The sequence below is a fragment of the uncultured Methylophaga sp. genome (assembly GCF_947259025.1).
In the GTDB taxonomy this organism is placed as follows: Bacteria; Pseudomonadota; Gammaproteobacteria; order Nitrosococcales; family Methylophagaceae; genus Methylophaga.
In genome coordinates, this window is record NZ_CAMYKO010000005.1 from 449112 (window position 1) to 468128 (window position 19017).

Annotated in this window: 20 protein-coding genes; 9 read left to right on the forward strand and 11 right to left on the reverse strand. The window is 47.7% G+C overall.

Going from position 1 to position 19017, the window contains the following annotated elements:
* The first annotated feature begins 83 nt into the window (after window positions 1-83).
* The 5 genes from Q0X64_RS08095 to Q0X64_RS08115 all read left to right on the forward strand — a co-directional run bounded on the left by Q0X64_RS08095 (window position 84) and on the right by Q0X64_RS08115 (window position 7805).
* Window positions 84-1565 (forward strand): class I SAM-dependent DNA methyltransferase, encoded by a 1482-nt coding sequence (locus tag Q0X64_RS08095; protein WP_297811114.1) that lies wholly within the window; start codon window positions 84-86, stop codon window positions 1563-1565.
* A complete protein-coding gene (locus tag Q0X64_RS08100) occupies window positions 1562-2761 on the forward strand; it encodes a restriction endonuclease subunit S (protein ID WP_297811117.1) in 1200 nt (399 codons plus the stop codon). Before Q0X64_RS08095 ends, Q0X64_RS08100 begins: the two co-directional genes overlap by 4 nt.
* Window positions 2762-2790: 29 nt before the next feature.
* A complete protein-coding gene (locus tag Q0X64_RS08105; RefSeq protein WP_297811119.1) occupies window positions 2791-6240 on the forward strand; it encodes a DEAD/DEAH box helicase family protein in 3450 nt (1149 codons plus the stop codon).
* Window positions 6241-6242: 2 nt separating this feature from the next.
* A complete protein-coding gene (locus Q0X64_RS08110) occupies window positions 6243-7103 on the forward strand; it encodes a hypothetical protein (RefSeq protein ID WP_297811121.1) in 861 nt (286 codons plus the stop codon).
* Between the two features lie 303 nt (window positions 7104-7406).
* The gene (locus tag Q0X64_RS08115) at window positions 7407-7805 is read left to right on the forward strand and encodes a hypothetical protein (RefSeq protein ID WP_297811124.1); all 399 of its coding nucleotides are present in this window, start codon (window positions 7407-7409) and stop codon (window positions 7803-7805) included.
* A 262-nt stretch (window positions 7806-8067) separates the two neighbouring features.
* Here the strand turns inward: Q0X64_RS08115 and Q0X64_RS08120 are convergent, their stop codons facing one another.
* The 7 genes from Q0X64_RS08120 to Q0X64_RS08150 all read right to left on the reverse strand — a co-directional run bounded on the left by Q0X64_RS08120 (window position 8068) and on the right by Q0X64_RS08150 (window position 12436).
* Window positions 8068-8913 (reverse strand): zonular occludens toxin domain-containing protein, encoded by an 846-nt coding sequence (locus tag Q0X64_RS08120; RefSeq protein ID WP_297811127.1) that lies wholly within the window; start codon window positions 8911-8913, stop codon window positions 8068-8070.
* A gap of 3 nt (window positions 8914-8916) precedes the next feature.
* On the reverse strand, window positions 8917-9234 hold the full coding sequence (locus Q0X64_RS08125) for a hypothetical protein (protein ID WP_297811130.1): 318 nt from the start codon (window positions 9232-9234) through the stop codon (window positions 8917-8919).
* Between the two features lie 3 nt (window positions 9235-9237).
* A complete protein-coding gene (locus Q0X64_RS08130; protein WP_297811134.1) occupies window positions 9238-10266 on the reverse strand; it encodes a hypothetical protein in 1029 nt (342 codons plus the stop codon).
* 431 nt (window positions 10267-10697) lie between these two features.
* On the reverse strand, window positions 10698-10934 hold the full coding sequence (locus Q0X64_RS08135) for a hypothetical protein (RefSeq protein WP_297811136.1): 237 nt from the start codon (window positions 10932-10934) through the stop codon (window positions 10698-10700).
* A 140-nt stretch (window positions 10935-11074) separates the two neighbouring features.
* Window positions 11075-11275 (reverse strand): hypothetical protein, encoded by a 201-nt coding sequence (locus Q0X64_RS08140; RefSeq protein WP_297811139.1) that lies wholly within the window; start codon window positions 11273-11275, stop codon window positions 11075-11077.
* A 2-nt stretch (window positions 11276-11277) separates the two neighbouring features.
* Window positions 11278-11595 (reverse strand): hypothetical protein, encoded by a 318-nt coding sequence (locus tag Q0X64_RS08145; RefSeq protein ID WP_297811142.1) that lies wholly within the window; start codon window positions 11593-11595, stop codon window positions 11278-11280.
* 10 nt (window positions 11596-11605) lie between these two features.
* Entirely contained in the window at window positions 11606-12436 is an 831-nt protein-coding gene (locus tag Q0X64_RS08150) for a hypothetical protein (RefSeq protein WP_297811145.1), read from the reverse strand.
* A gap of 488 nt (window positions 12437-12924) precedes the next feature.
* Between Q0X64_RS08150 and Q0X64_RS08155 the strand changes: the two genes are divergently transcribed.
* Entirely contained in the window at window positions 12925-13266 is a 342-nt protein-coding gene (locus Q0X64_RS08155) for a hypothetical protein (protein ID WP_297811148.1), read from the forward strand.
* Between the two features lie 205 nt (window positions 13267-13471).
* On the opposite strand, the gene Q0X64_RS08160 is transcribed toward Q0X64_RS08155, so the two are convergent.
* Window positions 13472-14296, reverse strand: coding sequence for a DUF5677 domain-containing protein (locus Q0X64_RS08160; protein ID WP_297811151.1), 825 nt, complete (start codon window positions 14294-14296; stop codon window positions 13472-13474).
* Window positions 14297-14453: 157 nt separating this feature from the next.
* On the opposite strand from Q0X64_RS08160, the gene Q0X64_RS08165 reads away from it, so the two are divergent.
* The 3 genes from Q0X64_RS08165 (at window position 14454) to Q0X64_RS08175 (ending at window position 15605) form a co-directional block, all read left to right on the forward strand.
* Complete coding sequence (locus tag Q0X64_RS08165; RefSeq protein ID WP_297811154.1) at window positions 14454-14837, forward strand: 4a-hydroxytetrahydrobiopterin dehydratase; 384 nt, start codon at window positions 14454-14456, stop codon at window positions 14835-14837.
* Window positions 14838-14857: 20 nt separating this feature from the next.
* Window positions 14858-15064: a DUF6494 family protein gene (locus Q0X64_RS08170; protein WP_297811157.1), complete on the forward strand. Its 207-nt coding sequence runs from the start codon at window positions 14858-14860 to the stop codon at window positions 15062-15064.
* Between the two features lie 163 nt (window positions 15065-15227).
* Window positions 15228-15605: a DUF2237 domain-containing protein gene (locus tag Q0X64_RS08175; protein ID WP_297811159.1), complete on the forward strand. Its 378-nt coding sequence runs from the start codon at window positions 15228-15230 to the stop codon at window positions 15603-15605.
* On the opposite strand, the gene Q0X64_RS08180 is transcribed toward Q0X64_RS08175, so the two are convergent.
* The 3 genes from Q0X64_RS08180 to Q0X64_RS08190 are packed head-to-tail and all read right to left on the reverse strand — an operon-like array spanning window position 15602 to window position 19004.
* Window positions 15602-17521 carry an ATP-dependent DNA helicase gene (locus Q0X64_RS08180; protein ID WP_297811162.1) on the reverse strand — a complete coding sequence of 640 codons (1920 nt, stop codon included), beginning with the start codon at window positions 17519-17521 and terminating at the stop codon, window positions 15602-15604. The two genes, Q0X64_RS08175 and Q0X64_RS08180, sit on opposite strands and share 4 nt — an antisense overlap.
* Window positions 17521-18429 (reverse strand): hypothetical protein, encoded by a 909-nt coding sequence (locus Q0X64_RS08185; RefSeq protein WP_297811165.1) that lies wholly within the window; start codon window positions 18427-18429, stop codon window positions 17521-17523. The genes Q0X64_RS08180 and Q0X64_RS08185 overlap by 1 nt, the downstream gene beginning before the upstream one ends.
* Entirely contained in the window at window positions 18429-19004 is a 576-nt protein-coding gene (locus tag Q0X64_RS08190) for a LemA family protein (protein ID WP_297811167.1), read from the reverse strand. The genes Q0X64_RS08185 and Q0X64_RS08190 overlap by 1 nt, the downstream gene beginning before the upstream one ends.
* Between the last annotated feature and the right edge of the window lie 13 nt (window positions 19005-19017).

The following is a 19017-nucleotide window of genomic DNA, read 5'->3' on the forward strand; positions in this document are numbered from 1 at the left end:
CGGAATGTAACTAGCCACGCTTGTCGGCTCAGTGTTAATCATGGAAAATCAGTGCCCTTATTTCCAATCAAAAAAGTCATCAAATGGTCACCGGTGAACTGAAAAGCCAAGTCGATAAAATATGGGAAACCTTCTGGACAGGGGGCATCAGTAATCCGCTCACCGTCATCGAACAGTTCACTTATCTGCTGTTTTTACGTCGCCTGGATGAAACCCAGTTGCTGGAAGAAAAAAAGGCCAATATGACAGGCGGGCAGCTTAAAGACCCGCTCTATCAAAAGCAGCATCAAGGCTTTCGCTGGCATAGTTTCCGGGAACTCGACCCGCAATCGATGTTTGCCTTGTTCACACAGCCACAGGAAAAGGCCGACAACCTCACCGTGTTTGAGCATATGAAACAAGTGGGCAATCAGGCCGGCGTGTTCGCCCAGTACATGAAAGGCGCGACCTTTATGATCCCGACGCCCAAGCTGCTGGATCAGGTCGTGCAGATGATCGACAAAATCCAGATGGACAATCGCGATACCAAAGGCGATTTATACGAATACCTGCTCTCCAAAATCGCCACTGCCGGCACCAATGGCCAGTTCCGTACCCCGCGTCATATCATCAAAATGATGGTGGAAATGATGGAGCCCAATCGCGAAGATACGATCTGCGACCCGGCCTGCGGCACCGCCGGGTTTCTGGTGGCTTCAGGGGAGTACATTTACGATCATCATGCTGACTGGCTGCATGATCAGACTTTCCGTGAACACTTCAACAGCGAGATGTTTACTGGCATCGAGTTTGACAGCACCATGCTGCGTATCGCGGCGATGAACCTGCAATTGCATGCTGTCGATAAGCCCAATCTGATTGGCCTCGATGCCCTGGGCGAAGCCAATGCCACTTGCCGTGAACAGTTCAGCCTGATTCTGGCTAACCCACCATTCAAGGGCTCGCTGGATTACGAAGGCGTCGAGAAAACATTGCTTAAAACCGTCAAAACCAAAAAGACTGAGCTTCTGTTTATTGCCCTGATTTTACGCATGCTTAGAGTCGGTGGCCGCAGTGCCGTGATTATTCCCGATGGCGTCTTATTCGGCTCATCCAATGCGCATAAACAACTGCGCCAAACCCTGGTGGAAAAACAACGCCTGGAAGCGGTGATCTCCATGCCCAGTGGTGTGTTCAAACCCTATGCCGGGGTTAGCACCGCGGTGGTGATTTTCACCAAAACCAATAACGGCGGCACCGATAATGTCTGGTTTTACGATATGCTGGCCGATGGTTATTCCCTCGACGATAAACGCAGCCCGGTTAAAAACAACGATATCGCCGATATCATCCAGCGCTTTAAACAGCGTGATAAAGAAACAGAGCGAAAACGCACCGAACAAAGCTTTATGGTGCCGTTTGAAGAAATCAAACAAAACGACTGGGATTTAAGCATTAACCGCTATAAAGAAGTGGAGTATGAACAGGTGGAATACGATCCACCGGCCAAAATCATTGCGGAGATAGAGCAACTAGATAGAGATCGTGGACAAGCCCTGCAGATGTTGAAGGAGTTGTTGGGGTGAACTCGGTGCTGACAGCAAACCAATTCAAAAAAGTTGCTCTAGGTGATTGTTGTGAAATTATTAGTGGCTCTACACCATCAAGAAATAAAGCCGAGTTCTGGGATGGTGAAATAAATTGGTTTACACCAAAAGATCTAAGCCGAATAAAATCAAAGTATATTTCAGAAGCACCTGAAAAAATAACTGCTTTAGGCCTTAAAAGTTGCTCAACAACGCTGTTACCAAAAAATTCATTATTACTTAGTTCAAGAGCACCAATTGGTCACATAGCCATCACGACAATTGAAGCGTGCACCAATCAAGGGTTTAAATCCTTGATGCCAAATAAAAACCTGGATGTTGAATATTTGTACTTCGCAATAAAAAACATCATCCCCCAGCTCAAGGATTTAGGGAATGGTGCAACATTCAAAGAGATCTCAAAATCTACGCTCAGCAAAGTTCAAATCCCAATCCCCCCACTGGCAGAGCAAAAGCAGATTGCCACGATTTTGGATGCAGCGGATAGCCTCAGACTAAAAGACCAACAACTGGTCGAGCATTACACCGCCCTTAGCCAGTCCCTGTTTTTGGAGATGTTTGGTGACCCGATATCAAACCCAAGAGGTTGGGACGTATCATGCTTGGGTAATATTGGTAAGTGGCATAGTGGAGGCACACCAAATAGAAAAAATACTGATTATTTTGCTGGTGATATTCCTTGGGTAACTTCTGGCGAATTAAACAACATGTATATCAGTGATAGCAAAGAACATATTTCTGAAGATGCTATAAAGAACTCAGCGGCAAAAATTATTAATAAAGATAGTCTGCTTTTGGGAATGTATGACACAGCAGCTTTAAAATCCAGCATTACTACTGAAGTGATTTCTTGTAACCAAGCGATTGCTTTTTCTACATTAGACTCATCAAAAGCTAATACAGTATTTGTTTATTCGATGATTCAATATGGCAAAGAACATTTTAGACGGCTACAGCGTGGAGTGCGTCAGAAAAACCTAAATCTAACGATGATTAAAGAAATTGAAATCATCCATCCGCCAATTGAACTCCAAAACCAATTTGCCGAACGCATCAAGATTATCGAACAACAAAAACAACAAGCCAAAACCAATCTGCAAAAGTCCGAAGCCTTATTTAACAGCCTGTTACAACAGGCTTTCACTGGCGAATTAACGGCAGATAGGGCAGCATAGACAAACGGGTTCACAACAGGGAATGTTTGATGAGTAATTTTCAGTTTCTGCAAAACGATTTTTCGGCACTGCACGCCGATGCCGTTGAAGCTGAACAACTGACCTTTCTCTCCCCAAAAGCTTCGGCGATTTTCTGCCGATCCAGCCTCGAAAATGCGGTTAACTGGCTCTACGATAATGACCGCACTTTAAGCCGCCCGTGGCGCGCTGATTTAAGCACTTTGCTGCATGAACACAGCTTTAAATCATTATTTAACAATACCTTATTTAACGAACTTAATCTGATTCGAAAAACCGGTAATATCGCCGCACACGGCAAATCAGTCAGCCAGCAGGATGCCCTGGCCTCGCTAAAATACTTGTATCGCTTTATGCGCCATCTGGCGATTTATTACGGTAAACACACACCCGAACCGCAGGTATTTGATGAAGCCTTAATTCCACATGGTCTGGCTACTCAGCCCAATGCAAAGCAGCTTGCTGATACCGTCGCCGATGTCGAAGCCAAAAACGCCATCGAGCGTGAAGCCGAGCAACGACAACGTGAACTGGCTGAACAAAACACCCAGTTAAAACAACAACTCGAACAACAAAAAGCCTTGCTGGCTGAACGTAAACAGGCCCGCGAAAAAACGGTCGATATCGAAGCGGCGGTGCCGTTACTGGTCTCAGAAGCCGAAACCCGGCGCCGTTATATTGATTTATCTTTGAAAGAAGCCGGTTGGGATAACTTGCAGGACGGTTATCACCTCGAATATGAAGTGACCGGCATGCCCAAAAGCACCAATCCTTCGGGCTTGGGGTATGTCGATTATGTGCTGTGGGGCGATGATGGTCTGCCGCTGGCGGTGATTGAAGCCAAAAAAACCATGGTCGATTCGCGTAAAGGCAAGCATCAGGCGGAATTGTATGCCGATTGCCTGGAACAGTTGAAAGGTCAGCGGCCGATTATTTTCTATAGCAGCGGCTTTGAAACCTATCTCTGGGATGACCAGTTTTATCCAGAACGCGAAGTTCAAGGTTTTTACAGCAAAGATGAATTGCAGTTACTCATTGAGCGACGCAGCACCCGAACCGATTGTCGCGATTTTAAAGTGAATGAAGCCATTGCCGGACGCGCCTATCAATTAGAAGCGGTGGCAAGGGTGGCTGAAAACACCGTGACCCAAAATAGCCAGGGCGAATTACGGGGCAGGGCGCGGCAAAGTTTGTTGGTGATGGCGACGGGCAGTGGTAAAACCCGCACGTCAGCAGCGATTGTCGATATGCTCACCAAATGCAACTGGGCCAAGCGAGTGTTATTTCTGGCTGACCGAAATGCCCTGGTATCACAAGCAAAAAATCGCTTTAGTGAGCTTCTGCCTCATTTATCCTCAATTGATCTCACTAAAGAAAAAGAAGATAACGGCACCCGTTTGGTGTTTTCGACCTATCCGACCATCATGAACCGCATTGATGGCATGCGAAATACCGATACCCGCTTTTACGGTGTGGGCCATTTCGATCTGATTATCATTGATGAGGCTCATCGCTCGGTGTATCAGAAATACAAAGCGATTTTTGATTACTTTGATGCCATATTGATTGGCCTCACCGCCACGCCCAAAGCCGAAGTCGATCACAATACCTATAGTTTATTCGGGATTGAAGATAACAATCCGACCTTTGCCTATGAACTCGATAAAGCGGTGGAAGAGGGCTTTTTGGTCCCACCCAAAGCGATGTCGGTGCCGCTGAAATTTATGCGTGAAGGGGTGCACTACAATCAGTTATCTGACGCCGAAAAAGCTGAGTATGAAGAGAAATTCGGCGATCCGACTCAGGGCGAAGCGCCCGATGAGATTGATAGTGCGGCCTTGAATAAATGGTTATTCAACGGCGATACCGTTGATAAAGTGCTGGATCACCTTGTGACCCATGGCATTAAAGTGCAGGGCGGGGATAAGCTCGGAAAGAGCATTATTTTTGCCAAAAGTCATGACCATGCCTTGTTCATCGAAGAACGTTTCAACAAAAATTATCCCGAGTATGCCGGCAAGTTTTTACGGGTGATTGATAACTACGAAAGCAAAGCCCAGGATTTGCTGGAAGTCTTCGTAGATGAATTCGAAGAGCACGATCCACAAATTGCCGTTTCAGTGGATATGATGGATACCGGTGTCGATGCACCGCGCGTGGTCAATCTGGTATTTTTCAAACCGGTGAAATCACCCACTAAATTCTGGCAGATGATCGGCCGGGGTACCCGTTTATGTCCTGATTTATTTGGCAGCGGTGAGCATAAAACTCATTTTGTGATTTTTGATTATTGTCAGAATTTTGAGTTTTTTGATTCCAACCCCGATGGTGTCCAGGGCAAGATCGTGAAAAGCCTGATTCAGCAGGTATTTGAAGCGAAATTGGAAGTCGCCATGCTGATTCGCGGTGACACAGCCCGGACGGATGAGCAGGCGGAACTGGCCGAAAGTTATATCAACGAGCTGTATCAGGCGGTTGCCGATTTAGACAGCAACCGCTTCGTAGTCAAAGCCAAGCTCAGGTATGTGGTTGAGTTCAGCGACAAAGACCGTTGGCAGAATCTGTCCAAAAGTGATTTGCTGGATATCAATACAGAACTCGCCAAGCTGGTGCTGGCTGATAAAAATGATGATGAGTTTGCCCGGCGTTTTGATGTTCTGGTGCTGAATTTCCAGATAGCCTTATTAACCGGCTCGCATAGTCTGAGCCAGTTTATTAACAAAATAAGCAGCACCGCGAATGCCTTGTTAAAAAAGCAAAACATTCCTGCTGTCGCTTTGCAAAAAGACCTGCTGAGGGAGTTACAAACCGAGGGTTTCTGGCAGGCAATCAGTGTAAACCGTCTGGAAAATGTGCGGGTCGCTTTGCGCGATTTGATGAAATATCTTGATAAAGATCAGCAGCCTATCGTCAACACTTCATTTGAAGACACGCTCGATCACGACGGCATCAGCATTCATGAGCCCATTGGCACCTATGTCGCCCTGCAAAGCTATAAAGACAGGGTAGAGTCGTATGTGCGCAGTCACAGTGATCACCTGGTGATTCAAAAGCTGAAAAGCAATAAACCGATTACTGAAACTGAAATCAATCTGCTGGAAAGCATTCTTTTTGATGGTCAGACGGTCGGTACCAGGCAGGAGTATGTGGACACCTATGGTGATACACCGCTGGGCGTGTTTATAAGGAATATCGTCGGGCTGGATATGGCTGCCGCACAGGCGCATTTTGCTGAATTTATTCAGGCCGGCAATTTACGGGCTGATCAGATGACCTTTATCAATAACATCATCAGCTACCTGAATAGAAATGGTGTGATTGAAAAAACCATGTTGTTTGAACCGCCATTTACCCATATTCACGATCAAGGTTTGCTGGGCGTATTTGATGATGCTGCGGCGACCAAGGTGATTAGTTTGATTGACCGTGTTAATCAAAATGCCCTGGCAGCAGCCAGCTAGCCATGTTGCTGAAGTACCTGAAGAAGCTAAAAGAGTTTGTTAGTTTCAAAGAGTGGTTAGATGACCGACGTTTTGCCAAGCGAAGTGGTTTAAGAGCGGCCGCCATAAGAGTGATGCGTATATTTAACGCACACCAGATTCCCGTCACCAGAATCCCTCAGATATTCCCCGAATTTAAATTCAAATTCAGCGACTTTGATAGCCTGGACTCGCTGATTAATGTCCTGACGCCCGAGTTATTGGACAGATTAGCTGAACACTTCTTTATTAGCCGTGAGTGGTTAGACACCGGTTACGGTGGTATTCAGGAACGTTATGAATATGGATATAACTTCAGATCTTTATATAACTTAATAACAGGCGACCGGGCCCAAGAGAACGATGCAACCATGCTAATAGCTCATTTTGTCGTTGAGGATGGGGTTCAGTTTGTACCAGTCGCTGACCATGATACTTATGGCGGTCTGATGATTATTCTTCAGCATATGACCACGCCAAGGGATGGGGATGAGTTTACATACAGTCGTTATCAACCGTTGTATTTTGGCTACTGGCATTACTACAAAACAAGAATGATGATTAAGGCCTTATCATTGTTGTTTATTCAAAGCCCGCGAATTTTCAGCCAACAAGGGGTCTTCATCAAACAGCTAAAAGAAGGCGAGCTTCATACAAGTTTTGCAGTGGAGATCTTAAATAACACTGTCTCTGGATGGTGGTATCCAGAGGATTACATTTTTTGTAATGGTCAAAGTACCCAAGAAAAAGATCCTGTTGATGCCAAACAGATGCATGAATTTTTGAAGCATAAACATCTTTACGAAAAAATCCAAAAACTCAGTGCATCAGAATTTCTCGATTAAGTTGATAGGTCATTCCAACATTCAAGATTTAAAATTGATGGGTGAGAGTCCGGAAAACTGGCCAGATTTTAAATCCTGAACCTTAGTTAATTCCAAGTCGTTATTTGTCATAACGCATGTGACACGAACTAGGCATAAATTGATTGTTCGACTTTCGATTTCTGCCTGCCTAATAGTTCGCATAATGTATATTATGTAAAATTAGTGACGGACAGGGTTTAGTCTCCGGCAGTGTAAATGCTCGCTTTGTATAGCTGGCATTGATTGTGCTCGATGCCTCCAGTTTGAGGTCATGTCAGGTTTATGACGTTCACGGATGCACGACACACAGCAAGGATGACGCTCTGTCAGGTTGCTGAATATCTCGATATTTCTCTATCTACCGTTAAGCGGTACGACAAAACAGACAAAGCCCCGAAACCAGTAATTGAATGCTTGCGAATGGTTGGCGGGCTCTTTCCAGATATTGCCATCAAAAGGAATGGGTTCTATGGATGGTCGTTCGGTCAAGGTTATCTATGGTCGCCTGGCGGTGAGCGATACACATCAGGGGAAATTTTGGCTTCCCGTATTGATAAAGCGCTTTGTGATTCCCTAGTGGTTGAACTTGATAAAGCCAAGAAAAAGAATGCTGCCAATGTGGAGTCGGCTGAGATTATCCCCTTCCCTGTTAGGCGACGCAGGCCGAGAGAGTTTGCCTAGTCTTGGGAGCTGGGGCGCACGGATGCAGATAAACCGCCATCCGTTGTTGAGGATTCTTTTGACGAGGGCGCAAAAGAATCATTGATTAAGATGACACCTTTTTGCTGTGTCACTATCTTTGACGAGATCACATTCAGCTCTCCTACCTCAACGGGATATTGATTAGGCGCTTTGCCGAAGTCTCCAAACTCGACTATGCACTTGCCATCCTGATAAGTGCATTGATATTCATGGGCTGCTACTGGAGTGATGAGTAACAAGCTTAACAGGATGCCCCGACGCTGCGCGGCGGCGCAACCTGTCTGCGCTTGAACAAATAGTGAATTAGCCATATTGGTAAAAGTAATGTTTTTATTGGGTGGTCTAGCCAATCGAAGGTTGGCGGCTTGGTGTAATAGCGCCCTTCAATATGCCATCGAGGCAGGACTGTGTAGGTTGCTCTCATGTCAATAACAGTTTCGTCATCAATCCTGAGTTCATCCATTGTGAATGCTTGTTCTGTGTCGTAGGCGTCATAGAGGTTCTTTGCCTGATATGTCCATGTATCTGCGACGATGTCTTGTTTGCTGTCGCCATAGTGAACTTTTGCCCTGTGAATTTTTGGGAATGTGACTTTGAAGTCGAATAGGAGCTTTGTCAGTTTGCTGATGATTGGCACTTGCAGTCTGTCCAGTCGTCTGCATAAAACGAGGTGCTCGCAGAGTGACTCCCTGATTTGTTTATCTATGATGTTTTCGTTCTGGACAATGAGTAAGACGTCCCAGCGTTTTTTTCGAGCGTGAAGCATGAAGTCGATAAACGCTGCACGTTCTGGATCATTCCAGCTTCGGGAATTTAGCCATGTGCCGCACTCATCGAGGATGAGTAGACCGTACTTGTCTTCATTGAGCTCTTCGCAGCCGAGGCCCATGCCTTCAAGGTCTTGAGGTCTTGGCTTGTCAGGTAGCCTGATGATGGGCGTTTTTGCGTTTCGCTTCATGATGTTTGAGGCGAAGAGATCTAAATTTGTTGCCACCCTTCTACCCTCTTTGAGGTAGTCAAAGGCTTTACCTACGCAGACTAGGCTTTTACCTGAGCCGAGTTTACCTGTGACGAAATAGACAGCCATAAGTTAAGCCGGAGTGAGCTTGAAGGCGATAATGTTTCGCCAGTAGACGTAAGCTTGCGCGGCTGTGTAGCCGGTTGCCATAGCGGTGATGCAGTTTCCGGTATTCGACGGGAGTAGCTGGAGGCCGGTTAGAAGTATGCCATCTGGCGTGATTGTCAGTAGTCCCGCTATTGCTGCATCAATTGCAAGTTTGAATGTGAGCAAAACCGCTGAGAATGAGGCAATGGCCGCTGCAACGAGTGCCAGCTTTTTTGTCATGTACTCACCAAAGAATGCGAGTACTGATGCGAAGGCTTTTCCTATCCAGAGCGCAAAAGGCATGGCTTACGTCCTCATCGTTGCGTAAATGAATGTGAAGTAAAGCGTGATGGCGGTTAATGCATAGAAGAAGTACCTGAGTGCAGGATGTATTGTTGAGTCGTATGCTTCACAGAACTTGGTCATGGGGTTGAGTGTTTTGCCGTGATACTGGTATGAGTAAGGTGCCGGGTTACAGACACCTGTTGTTGGCAAATTAAATGGGTTTTCAATGGTCCATTCTGATACATCGCCCTCTCCTATTTCACCGAATGATTCCGTATAGGTATCGAGGGCTTGCTTGACGCCTGATTGCTCGATAGCTATTGCTGGGTCTTCGAGCTGGTCTTCACCGTTTAATGTGACTTCACATGATGGTTGCCCTGGCGCACCGCAGTTACCCTCTTTTTCTTCGTCACCTTCGTTTTCTGTTTCGTTGCCACCAGTTGTTGTGCTATTTGAGCCTGTCAGGTTTCCTTCGGCGTCATAGTAATTATTCGTTGTGGTCGTGGTTGATGAGGTACTGCTCTGGCTGTTCTGGGTTGTGGTTGAGTTACCGGTGTTTTTGTTGACAGTCGTTGTGGTAGTTGTTGGGGTCTGAGTTGATTTTGTGGTGACTACAGTTTCCTCAACGGTTCCGTCGGTGTTGGTTGTGGTGGTGTTTTGGCGGTCATAGATAGTCGTTGTGCCGGTGGAGTCGCGGACATAGATATAGTCTTCGTCGTTCCACATGGTGGTGCCGCTGCCGGTGGTGTTTGTGGTTGTTTCGTTGGTGGTTTGGGTTTCGCTGCCGTCAGGGTTGGTAATCGGCGGGTCTTCTGTGTAACTGGTCTGACCTGTATCGTCGTTGCTGTTTCCCTGTGGCGATTGGCCTTCTGTGTATTGGTCAGGTTGGGACTCTGAGCCTTGTGCTTCGTTGTCTGTTTGCGTGTACTCATAAAGGCAAGCTTTCTCACCGTCTGGATAAACGCCGCACTCCTCTACGCCTACTGAGTCATAAGTGCAGCCACCGTTCTGGATGATTGCCTGATTGGTATTGAAGCCTTCGGTGTTCATTTCCGAGAACGTGTATCTGACAAAGAACGTGTCTGAGCCTGCCTCGCATTCAATGGGTGGTTCATCGGTGCAGTTTCCTGCTCCGTCTTCATGAGGGAGTGCTGCGGGGCATTCGCCTGTTCTCGGTGTGAACTGAACTAGTTGAGTCCAGTCGTTAGGAGTACTTGCGTGGTCGCATTGGTAATTTGTTGGTGAGTTATCTACGAGCCTTGTATATCTTTTGCCTGTGTCTTCACCGTGGAATGGGTTAAGAGTTCGGCAGTATGCTAGGGTTGGCTGGGTTTGGTATAGGGTTTCACCAAACTGCACTGTAGGATGGTCAGTTCTTCTGTATGTGCCCTGCCACCAACTGCCTGTGTCTGCTATTGATATAGTTGAACCCAGCAAGAGCAGGGCCGCGACTGCATACCTGATTACTGGGTTCATGGTGACTAAATTTTGTTGCCGAAGCGTTTAGTCAGTTTGATACCGATTGACATTGCCAATACAGTACCGACAGCCAGAATCATAATACCGAAGACGATGCCTGCATCGGCGACGATCTCGTCAGCTACTGGCTGAACGTCAGTTGCAGTCAGTGCTGCGTGTGACGCGGTTGAATACACCATTGCGGTGCCTGTGGTAACTACAGCAGTGCCGTAGCGTTTTGCTTGGTTAATAAATTTCATCACTGTCTCCCGACGTTATGAAAAAAAGGTTTGGAGCTAAACTTGCTCCCCGATTTGCCTCAAAAATTTGTATATCAGGCCTGAGGCGTAGCCTGATGCGAAGGCAAGCAGCAGTGTCCCAATGAGTGTTGATTCGATACTCATCTTTGCTGACCTGCCATAAATCCGAGAATCAATGTCACGACGTGCGCAATGATCATTGTGAGCATATTGCTTTGCGTGACGGTTGCTTCGAGCGCCTGCAAGCTTTCCTCAGTTGCTGGTTCAGCACTGACCGAAGTTGATACGGCGAGTGTGACTGTGACCAGCAGCGCAAGGATTACTAGCAGGCGTTCATTCATTTCTAGTTGGCCTTGTTGCTCTGAACGGGTTCGATTTCACTGGCATCGAGGTTCAGCTCCATGATGCCGAAAGAGGAACGGACGCCAATTGCGTTTGGCTTGAAGTTGTAGCGACCAACTGGGTTTGGCTGGACACTATTTGCGGTATTGATGTCGTCGCCGTTGTACAGGTAGTAATCGAACTTGTCTGGGTACTTTTCGCCTGGAGTGAAGAGCAATGCAGGCTGCGTTACTCGGTAGCGTTTAGCACCGTTCGGCATGGTTGACTCCATTACCTGTGATTTCTTTTGGTGTTCGAACTCGATGATTTGTTGTGTCATAGCGGTTCTCCTAGGTGGATACGATAATTAAAGGAAAGTAGGATTCTGACGTTTCGTAGAAGTCAGAGGGCTCACGGTATGTCAGGTCTCTGATGATTCGTGATAAGACGATTTCTACAGGGAGTCCGACTGTGATTGGAAGCCAGCCTGTGACAAATGGGGCTGGCGGGATATTGGTTGATGAGAAACGGCGCTTGTTGAACTGGACGCTGTCTGTCTTGGTTAGGTATTTGCCGAGATATGAGGCGATTCTCTTTGGGTTCCAACTGGCTTTATCAATGGCTTTGCGTGGGGAAGTTATATCAATGTTTCCCTCTGTGACGACCTTGCGCCAGTGCTTGCGGACTTGTTTGACTGGAAAAAATCCACTTATGGCCATGTGGAAATGAACAGCGCCGCGCTTTTGAAATTCAGGGACGCAGATGTATTGCCAGTCATCACCAAACTCTTCCTTCATCAATCTGCTGAATCGTTTTAGGTCAGCCCATGCTTGGTCGATGCTGGTCATGTTTTCCCTGTAGGTGAGGGTCAGCATTCTATCGGCGTTCATCATCATGGCTTTGTGGCGAACTGTTTTCTTTGCCCGCTGCTGAGACTTTCTCAGCACTAATTCATCCATTTCCTGCTTATCTGAATGTTCGCGCTTTGCTCCACCGCCCTTCCTGATTGCTTGGTCGCTGTCCAGTTTCATGGCGAGGCATTCAACGTCGCCGGATGTGAACGTTGTGACTTTGGTATACCAGCCCTTTCCAGTGTTTCTATCATCGAAGACGACACCGTAGATATCATGCAGTGTTCTAACTGGTTCTGATTGGTGACTGTTTTTGCGGTTGTTTTCCATTCTTCGTCCTTAAGTGTTCCCTGTTCAAGTCTAGGCTACGCGCTACCGCGCTTCGCTTTGATTCAGGCGGCTAGCGCCGCCAGAATCAGGGGGATTACACAGAATCCGATGGTGAACCATGTGCCGTTTGATAGTTTCATCTGACGATTACCCATGCTATTGCACTGAAAAGGCCGCTAGCGATTAGACCCATAATTGTTATGAGTACAGCGCTTGCAATGTTTGCTTTTACTATCAGCCAGAAGAGTCCGGTTGTTGTGAGTTCATCAATGAGCATTTTGCGGTTACTCCTAAAAAAGCTGCCTGACTCCCTTTGAGGTAGGGCAACCGCAAAAGAGACCCTCAGGAGGCAGGACTTACGCAAACGGGCTACGAGAAGCTGTTGCGGTTGTTACAGTTCCGTAACGTAGTTACTCTTTTGAAACTTGTCAAACCTTTTGCAACGTTTATAGTCTGTAACCGTCACTAAGAAGAAGAGGAAGGGCGTAATGAGAAGCTACGATTTAATTACGATGTTCAAGCAGCGCAACGGTTTGAAGAGCGATTACAAAGCAGCGCAGGCGCTAAATATATCGAGAGCAGAAGTCTCGCTTTGCAAAAGTGGAAGAACTTTATCTGAGGACGTTGCGCTTGATATTGCGCAAAGGTTAGGGATACCAGAAAGCGATGTAATGGCTCTACTGGCGTCTGAACGGTGCAAGACAGAGCATGGTCGAGAAGTGCTGTTAAGTATGAGTAATTTGCAAAAGCAAGCAGGCAGGGCAACCGCTAAGTTATTGTTCCCCCTGTCTTTTTTCGCTTTGGTGGTACAATACTGTATATTATGTTAAATTGACTATTTATATATGCTATCAGAGAAAGATGTGAATACTCACAACCCAATCTCTCCTATCATAGATATTTAGGTCTCAGAATTTGCTTTTCAGGTGAGTTTTCTGGGCTCACCCTCACAGATTTTAAAATCTGAAAGCACAAAAATAGCCCGGCACTTAATCACCGGGCTTGGTCATAAGATAAATTAAAATGACCGTGTTGTTATCGGTGTGAGACTTTTACCACGATATGTTTCCAGACTTCCTGGGCTTCTTTTTTTATGCTTTCCAATGTGGCTAAGTGATCATCAGATTGTTTGTGAATCTTCATCATGATTTCAATGCCGGACATCAGGTAATCACTCGCAGTCATCATCAGTGACGACATTTTGTCTTGGTGATCAGCCCTGGTATTGATCCCGACAATCGAGTCAGAGGCTTCATCAATTTCCAGATCAGCTTGTAATGAATGCAGGCTGCTGTGCACGCTCTCGCTTAATAACGGATATGTGGTGCGATATTCATTCAGCAATCCGGCCAGTTCGGCTTTCATAAAGACGTGAATATCACCCCGGTCAATTTTATCGGCGCTGTTAATGACCTGTTCCAGGTGCGCCATTTCGCTGTCGGTGAAGTCCCGGGTTTCCAGTTGCGCGTTATAGAGCTTGATCAGCACTTCCCTTCTCTGATCGTCATCGCCGACGATCATCGCTTCCAGCAGCTCGTCGTTCTGATGATATGCGACCAGGTTGAATAATAGCTCCAGCATGCAGCGGGTCATGATCTCGACCTGGTGGGTCATACCGCGTTCGGACATGATGACGATCGACTGGAAATGCGACAGCATGCGCTGAAAATGCAGCGTCAGGTAGACTTCTTTTTCATCATCAGGGTGAATGCGGCAGTGGTTGAGGACTGATTGTCCTAGCTGATTGAGATCTTTGCATACTGTGTAGTATCCACTTTGTTTGATTTCAGTGGCTAAGTCGCCGTGACAGCATTGTTCGGAAAGAAAACCTACTTCTCTGAAGCTGGCGGCATCATTCATGATCACTCCCCTTGTTCAAATAAGTCTGTTACAGCTTCATCTTACTCCTTCAAATCCCTGATACAAGCCACTTTCGGGCAATTTTCGTTCTTTGACAGTGTTATTCAAATATGTCTAACTGGGCGTACAATTAACTTATTCAATACAGGAGATAACCATGAGCTGGAGAGATGACGGCAAAGAGAAAACCTATTCTGATGAAGAGGTTGAAGCCAGGCTCAAAGACGAATTGCCCAACTGGTATCTGGAAAATGGCTGGATTCGCCGTAAGTATAAGACCACTAGCTGGAAATCAACGCTGATGGTGGTCAACACGGTCGGTCACCTGGCCGAAGCAGCGTTTCACCACCCTGATCTGACGGTATCTTATGCCTTTGTCATCGTTAAACTGGTCAACCACGCGGCTAAGGGCATCACCGACAAAGACTTTGAATTGGCCAAAAAAATTGAGGAAGTCATCATGTGGCAGCCTGGCCTGGAAGAAGGCGCATTAACGGGCACACCTGACGATCCGCGCTTTAAATACATTAAGTACGATTAACTTCGTACAGGAGCAATATCATGAATGAAGATACCTTCAACATGGATATTCGCAAATTCCTTAAACAAGTCGGCATCAACGCCCAGCGTGAAATCGAGCATGCTGTGATTCGGGCGCTGGACGACAAAAAGCTCAAAGGCACAGAAAATCTGAATGTCAGTATGACACTGGACGTGCCGGAGCTGGACATTCATCACAAGTTGGACGGCAATATTCATCTCAATTAGAGAGTCGTAGATCTATTCTGGCCCCAGCATCAGCGCATACTGAAATTGCATGGCTTGGTTCATCCAAGCTGTGCAAGCGGCTAAGTTCTGAATAATTACTGCATAGTATGATTACAATATCGACGGTAAATTTATGAAAATACTGAGGAAAATCAGGTGATTTATGGATAGAGATGAATCATTGAATGTATTTGGCGAGCCCTTGGAAACCTGCAGTGAAACGCCATTGACCGGCTTTTATCGGGATGGTTGCTGTAATACCAGCGATGCCGATTATGGTCAGCATACGGTCTGCGCACAGGTAAACCGCGAGTTTCTGGAATATTCTCGCTTTCGTGGTAATGACCTGACGACTCCCATGGAAGAGTTCGGCTTTCCCGGACTTAAGGAAGGCGATCGCTGGTGTTTGTGTGCCGCACGTTGGCTGGAAGCCTACCAACATAATATGGCACCCAAGATATACCTCGCCGGTACCCATCAGCGTGCCACTGAGATCATTCCCATGGATCTGCTTAAGCAATTCGCTGCGGATTTGAACTAGGCGACAGGCTCAACGTTAAAAAAATCGGCCACATCCTCGATGTTCTGGGTAATGGGCATCGGCGGCAGGCTGCGCATAAAGACCTTGCCATAAGGTTTGCTCAAAAAGCGTGGATCACAGAGCACCAACACCCCGGCATCCTGGGTATCCCTGATCAGACGGCCAATCCCCTGTTTAAGTTGGATCACCGCTGACGGGATCTGAATCGAACGAAACGGATTACCGCCCCGCTCTCTTAAATGATTGATCCGCGCTTCCAGTACCGGGTCGCCTGGTGAGGCAAAAGGAATCTTGTCAATTAACACGCAGGACAGCGCTTCACCGCGCACATCCACGCCTTCCCAGAAACTGTTGGTTCCCAGCAGAACCGCATTGCCATGTTCACGAAACTCGGCCAGTAATTGGTTCTTGGCGCGACTGCCCTGCACCAGCATCGGGTAGTCCATATCTGCCAGCGCATCGGCGACTTCATGCAAAGCCCGGTAACTGGTAAACAACAGGAAGGTGCGGCCACGACTGTGTTCGATCACCGAGCGGGCGACCTCTGCCACATGGTTGTTATAGCCGGGCTGTGAGGGCTCAACCGGAATTGATGGCATATACAACAGGCTCTGACGACCATAATCAAACGGGCTTTGCCAACTGGCAGTGACCGGATCGTCCAGCCCCAGTTGCTGCACAAAATTGTTGAATTTGCCGGCCACGGTCAATGTCGCCGAGGTAAAGATCCAACTGGCCGGTTTGTCGGCAATCCACTGCTGGAAATGGTCGCTGACTTCCTGCGGCGTGGCGTGCAGAATAAAACCGCTGCCGCGGACATCCAGCCACAACACCAGGTTGTCGTCCTGGTCGTTGTCACTGAAGATGGTCAGGCGCTGAATCAGATCCTCACAACGCTGATAACACTGTTCCAGCCCCCTGCTCCGCTCGCTAGCGGGCTCCAGCGTTTCTGCCAGTTTTTCCACACTGCTGATGACATTGTCCAGCTTGTCGCGTGCATCCGGATAACGCTGCAGGCACTGATGCCAGGGCAAGCGCTGTTCATTATCGCCCAATGCCATCTTGAGTTGATGCAGCCGGCTATCCAGTTTTTCGGCAGCATCCCGAATGTCAGCCATATCACTGGCTTCCAGTTCCATTTCACGGATACTGTCGCGGCTCAGTTCCTGCAACTGATGGCTGCTGACTCGGTGACCCAGGAACTGACTGGCAATCGCCGGCAGTTGATGGGCCTCATCGATGATAAAGGCATCGGCATCAGGCAGCACCTCGCCCTGCCCCGAGGCCTTCAGTGCCATATCCGACATCAGAAGGTGGTGATTCACAATCACAATATCGGCTTCCTGTGCTTTACGGCGGGCTTCGACGATAAAACAGTCGTCATAATCGGGGCACTGCTGGCCAAGGCAATTATCGACAGTGGAGGTGACTTTAGGCCAGAGCGGTGACTGCTCTTCCAGCAAATCAGTTTCACTGAGATCACCGGAGTGGGTCGTACCCAACCATTGGCGAAGTTCACTCAGAGTATGCTGCTGAACCTCACCGGCAGGTTCTCCTTCGGCAAGACCGAGCCGGTAGTGACATAAATAATTGCTGCGACCTTTGAGTAAGGCCGCATTTAACGGCACTGACAAGACTTCACGCAGTTTCGGCAAGTCTTTTTTAAACAATTGATCCTGAAGGTTTTTAGTGCCGGTAGAAACAAATACTTTCTGGCCCGACAACATGGCGGGTGCCAGGTAGGCAAAAGTTTTACCGGTGCCGGTGCCAGCCTCGGCGATCAGCGTTTCGCCATCGGCTAAGGCTTCGGCAACTTTTGCTGCCATTTCGATTTGCTGCTCTCGGGCACTGTAATGATCGATATGCTGCGACAGCAATCCGCCCTCGGCAAAAATCTGTTCAATATCGTTACTCATCAGATCACTAATCTTTGATTGATGGACCAGACAATCATCATGCCCAGCACCAGAAAACCGCTCAACGCGGCCAGAGCATAACGCTGATAAAGCGATACCAGCTTCTCCTCCGGCACGGTGGACAGGATATAAGGCTGGCTTTTGTGCGGGCTGCTGCGCATGATGCTGAGTTGTTTCATTTTGGCACGCTGACCGATATCACGTTTAACCTGCAGGTTGGCATCATGCCGGGCTTGCTGCCATTCCTGCGGGCTGATTTCGCCGTCCTGATCGGTGTCGTATTTATCCAGCAGTTGATTCGGGTCCTGTTTCCATTCGCGCAGTTTGAGGCTCACCTGCCGGCGAATAGTCTGATCCTGTACCGAGGCAACGCTCTTGAAAAAGCCCATGGCATAAAGCGGCTCGCCTTCAAGAATCGTTTTTTCTGTATAACGTCTGGGTGGCACGACATCACGTTTATACCAGACCCGGGTATCGCGGGTAATCACCTGGGCATCATCCGGGTCAATGGCGCATTCATCGGTGCCATCGGCAAGCATAAATATTTCTTCACTGGTTTGCTGTTTAACCAGGCGCCAACGCGAGTGAAACCGCCCCTTGCCGGAATATTCACGGACTTTTTCTTCAATTTTGTAGGAGAACCAGACGCAGCGGGTCATCGATAACGGGGAAATGATGATAGGTCCTTCCATCATTTTTGCTTCCCCAATCAACTCAATATAGCCCTGTGGTGCCGAACGAATGCGGGCAGTGGGAATATTTTCAATCAACCGTGCATGCTGATACCAGCACACCATACGCCAGAACAAATACAGGGTAATGGCAATGGCCACAGCAGCCCCGATCCAGAACTCCACGCCACTGAGTTGGCGCAATTCAGCGGCAATGTTGGCCAGCAAGTCCTGCATTACTGCTCAAACAAACTGCGCAGATTAACGTCTGCGGTCTCCTCGGCACTGAATTCCAGCAGGGTAAAGGCTTTGAAGTTAAATGTCCGGGCAATAATCACATCCGGAAATTGTTCGATACGCACGTTGTTGATGTTGACGCTTTCGTTATAAAACTCGCGGCGGTCGGCAATGGCATTCTCCAGGCCGGTAATGCGCGCCTGCAGATGCTGAAAGGTCTCATCCGCTTTCAAATCCGGATAGGCTTCAGCCAGAGCAAACAGGTTACCGAGTCCCAGCCTCAGGGCACCTTCAGCCTGCCCCAGTTGGCTAACATCGCCCTGCTGTTGGGCACTGGCGACCGAAGCGCGGGCCTGCATGACTTTTTCCAGGGTTTCCTGTTCGTACTGCATGTACTGGCGGCAGGTTTCAACCAGTTTGGGCAACTCGTCATGACGCTGTTTGAGTAACACATCAATATTGGACCAGGCTTTACTGACGTTATGTTTGAGGCTGACCAGATTGTTGTAGATCACAACAATATAAACCAGCAACACGGCCACCAGGCCCCAGAAAATAAATCCACCTACGCTCATCAGCTTTCCCTCT

What these genes read in the sequence shown, in the direction of transcription:
- Q0X64_RS08135 (WP_297811136.1), bottom strand. Translation starts at nt 10,934, where the DNA reads ATGAAATTTATTAACCAAGCAAAACGCTACGGCACTGCTGTAGTTACC.
- Q0X64_RS08115 (WP_297811124.1), top strand. Translation starts at nt 7,407, where the DNA reads ATGACGTTCACGGATGCACGACACACAGCAAGGATGACGCTCTGTCAG.
- Q0X64_RS08180 (WP_297811162.1), bottom strand. Translation starts at nt 17,521, where the DNA reads ATGAGTAACGATATTGAACAGATTTTTGCCGAGGGCGGATTGCTGTCG.
- Q0X64_RS08175 (WP_297811159.1), top strand. Translation starts at nt 15,228, where the DNA reads ATGGATAGAGATGAATCATTGAATGTATTTGGCGAGCCCTTGGAAACC.
- Q0X64_RS08120 (WP_297811127.1), bottom strand. Translation starts at nt 8,913, where the DNA reads ATGGCTGTCTATTTCGTCACAGGTAAACTCGGCTCAGGTAAAAGCCTA.
- Q0X64_RS08125 (WP_297811130.1), bottom strand. Translation starts at nt 9,234, where the DNA reads ATGCCTTTTGCGCTCTGGATAGGAAAAGCCTTCGCATCAGTACTCGCA.
- Q0X64_RS08170 (WP_297811157.1), top strand. Translation starts at nt 14,858, where the DNA reads ATGAATGAAGATACCTTCAACATGGATATTCGCAAATTCCTTAAACAA.
- Q0X64_RS08160 (WP_297811151.1), bottom strand. Translation starts at nt 14,296, where the DNA reads ATGAATGATGCCGCCAGCTTCAGAGAAGTAGGTTTTCTTTCCGAACAA.
- Q0X64_RS08130 (WP_297811134.1), bottom strand. Translation starts at nt 10,266, where the DNA reads ATGAACACCGAAGGCTTCAATACCAATCAGGCAATCATCCAGAACGGT.
- Q0X64_RS08140 (WP_297811139.1), bottom strand. Translation starts at nt 11,275, where the DNA reads ATGAATGAACGCCTGCTAGTAATCCTTGCGCTGCTGGTCACAGTCACA.
- Q0X64_RS08145 (WP_297811142.1), bottom strand. Translation starts at nt 11,595, where the DNA reads ATGACACAACAAATCATCGAGTTCGAACACCAAAAGAAATCACAGGTA.
- Q0X64_RS08165 (WP_297811154.1), top strand. Translation starts at nt 14,454, where the DNA reads ATGAGCTGGAGAGATGACGGCAAAGAGAAAACCTATTCTGATGAAGAG.
- Q0X64_RS08150 (WP_297811145.1), bottom strand. Translation starts at nt 12,436, where the DNA reads ATGGAAAACAACCGCAAAAACAGTCACCAATCAGAACCAGTTAGAACA.
- Q0X64_RS08110 (WP_297811121.1), top strand. Translation starts at nt 6,243, where the DNA reads ATGTTGCTGAAGTACCTGAAGAAGCTAAAAGAGTTTGTTAGTTTCAAA.
- Q0X64_RS08185 (WP_297811165.1), bottom strand. Translation starts at nt 18,429, where the DNA reads ATGCAGGACTTGCTGGCCAACATTGCCGCTGAATTGCGCCAACTCAGT.
- Q0X64_RS08105 (WP_297811119.1), top strand. Translation starts at nt 2,791, where the DNA reads ATGAGTAATTTTCAGTTTCTGCAAAACGATTTTTCGGCACTGCACGCC.
- Q0X64_RS08155 (WP_297811148.1), top strand. Translation starts at nt 12,925, where the DNA reads ATGAGAAGCTACGATTTAATTACGATGTTCAAGCAGCGCAACGGTTTG.
- Q0X64_RS08095 (WP_297811114.1), top strand. Translation starts at nt 84, where the DNA reads ATGGTCACCGGTGAACTGAAAAGCCAAGTCGATAAAATATGGGAAACC.
- Q0X64_RS08190 (WP_297811167.1), bottom strand. Translation starts at nt 19,004, where the DNA reads ATGAGCGTAGGTGGATTTATTTTCTGGGGCCTGGTGGCCGTGTTGCTG.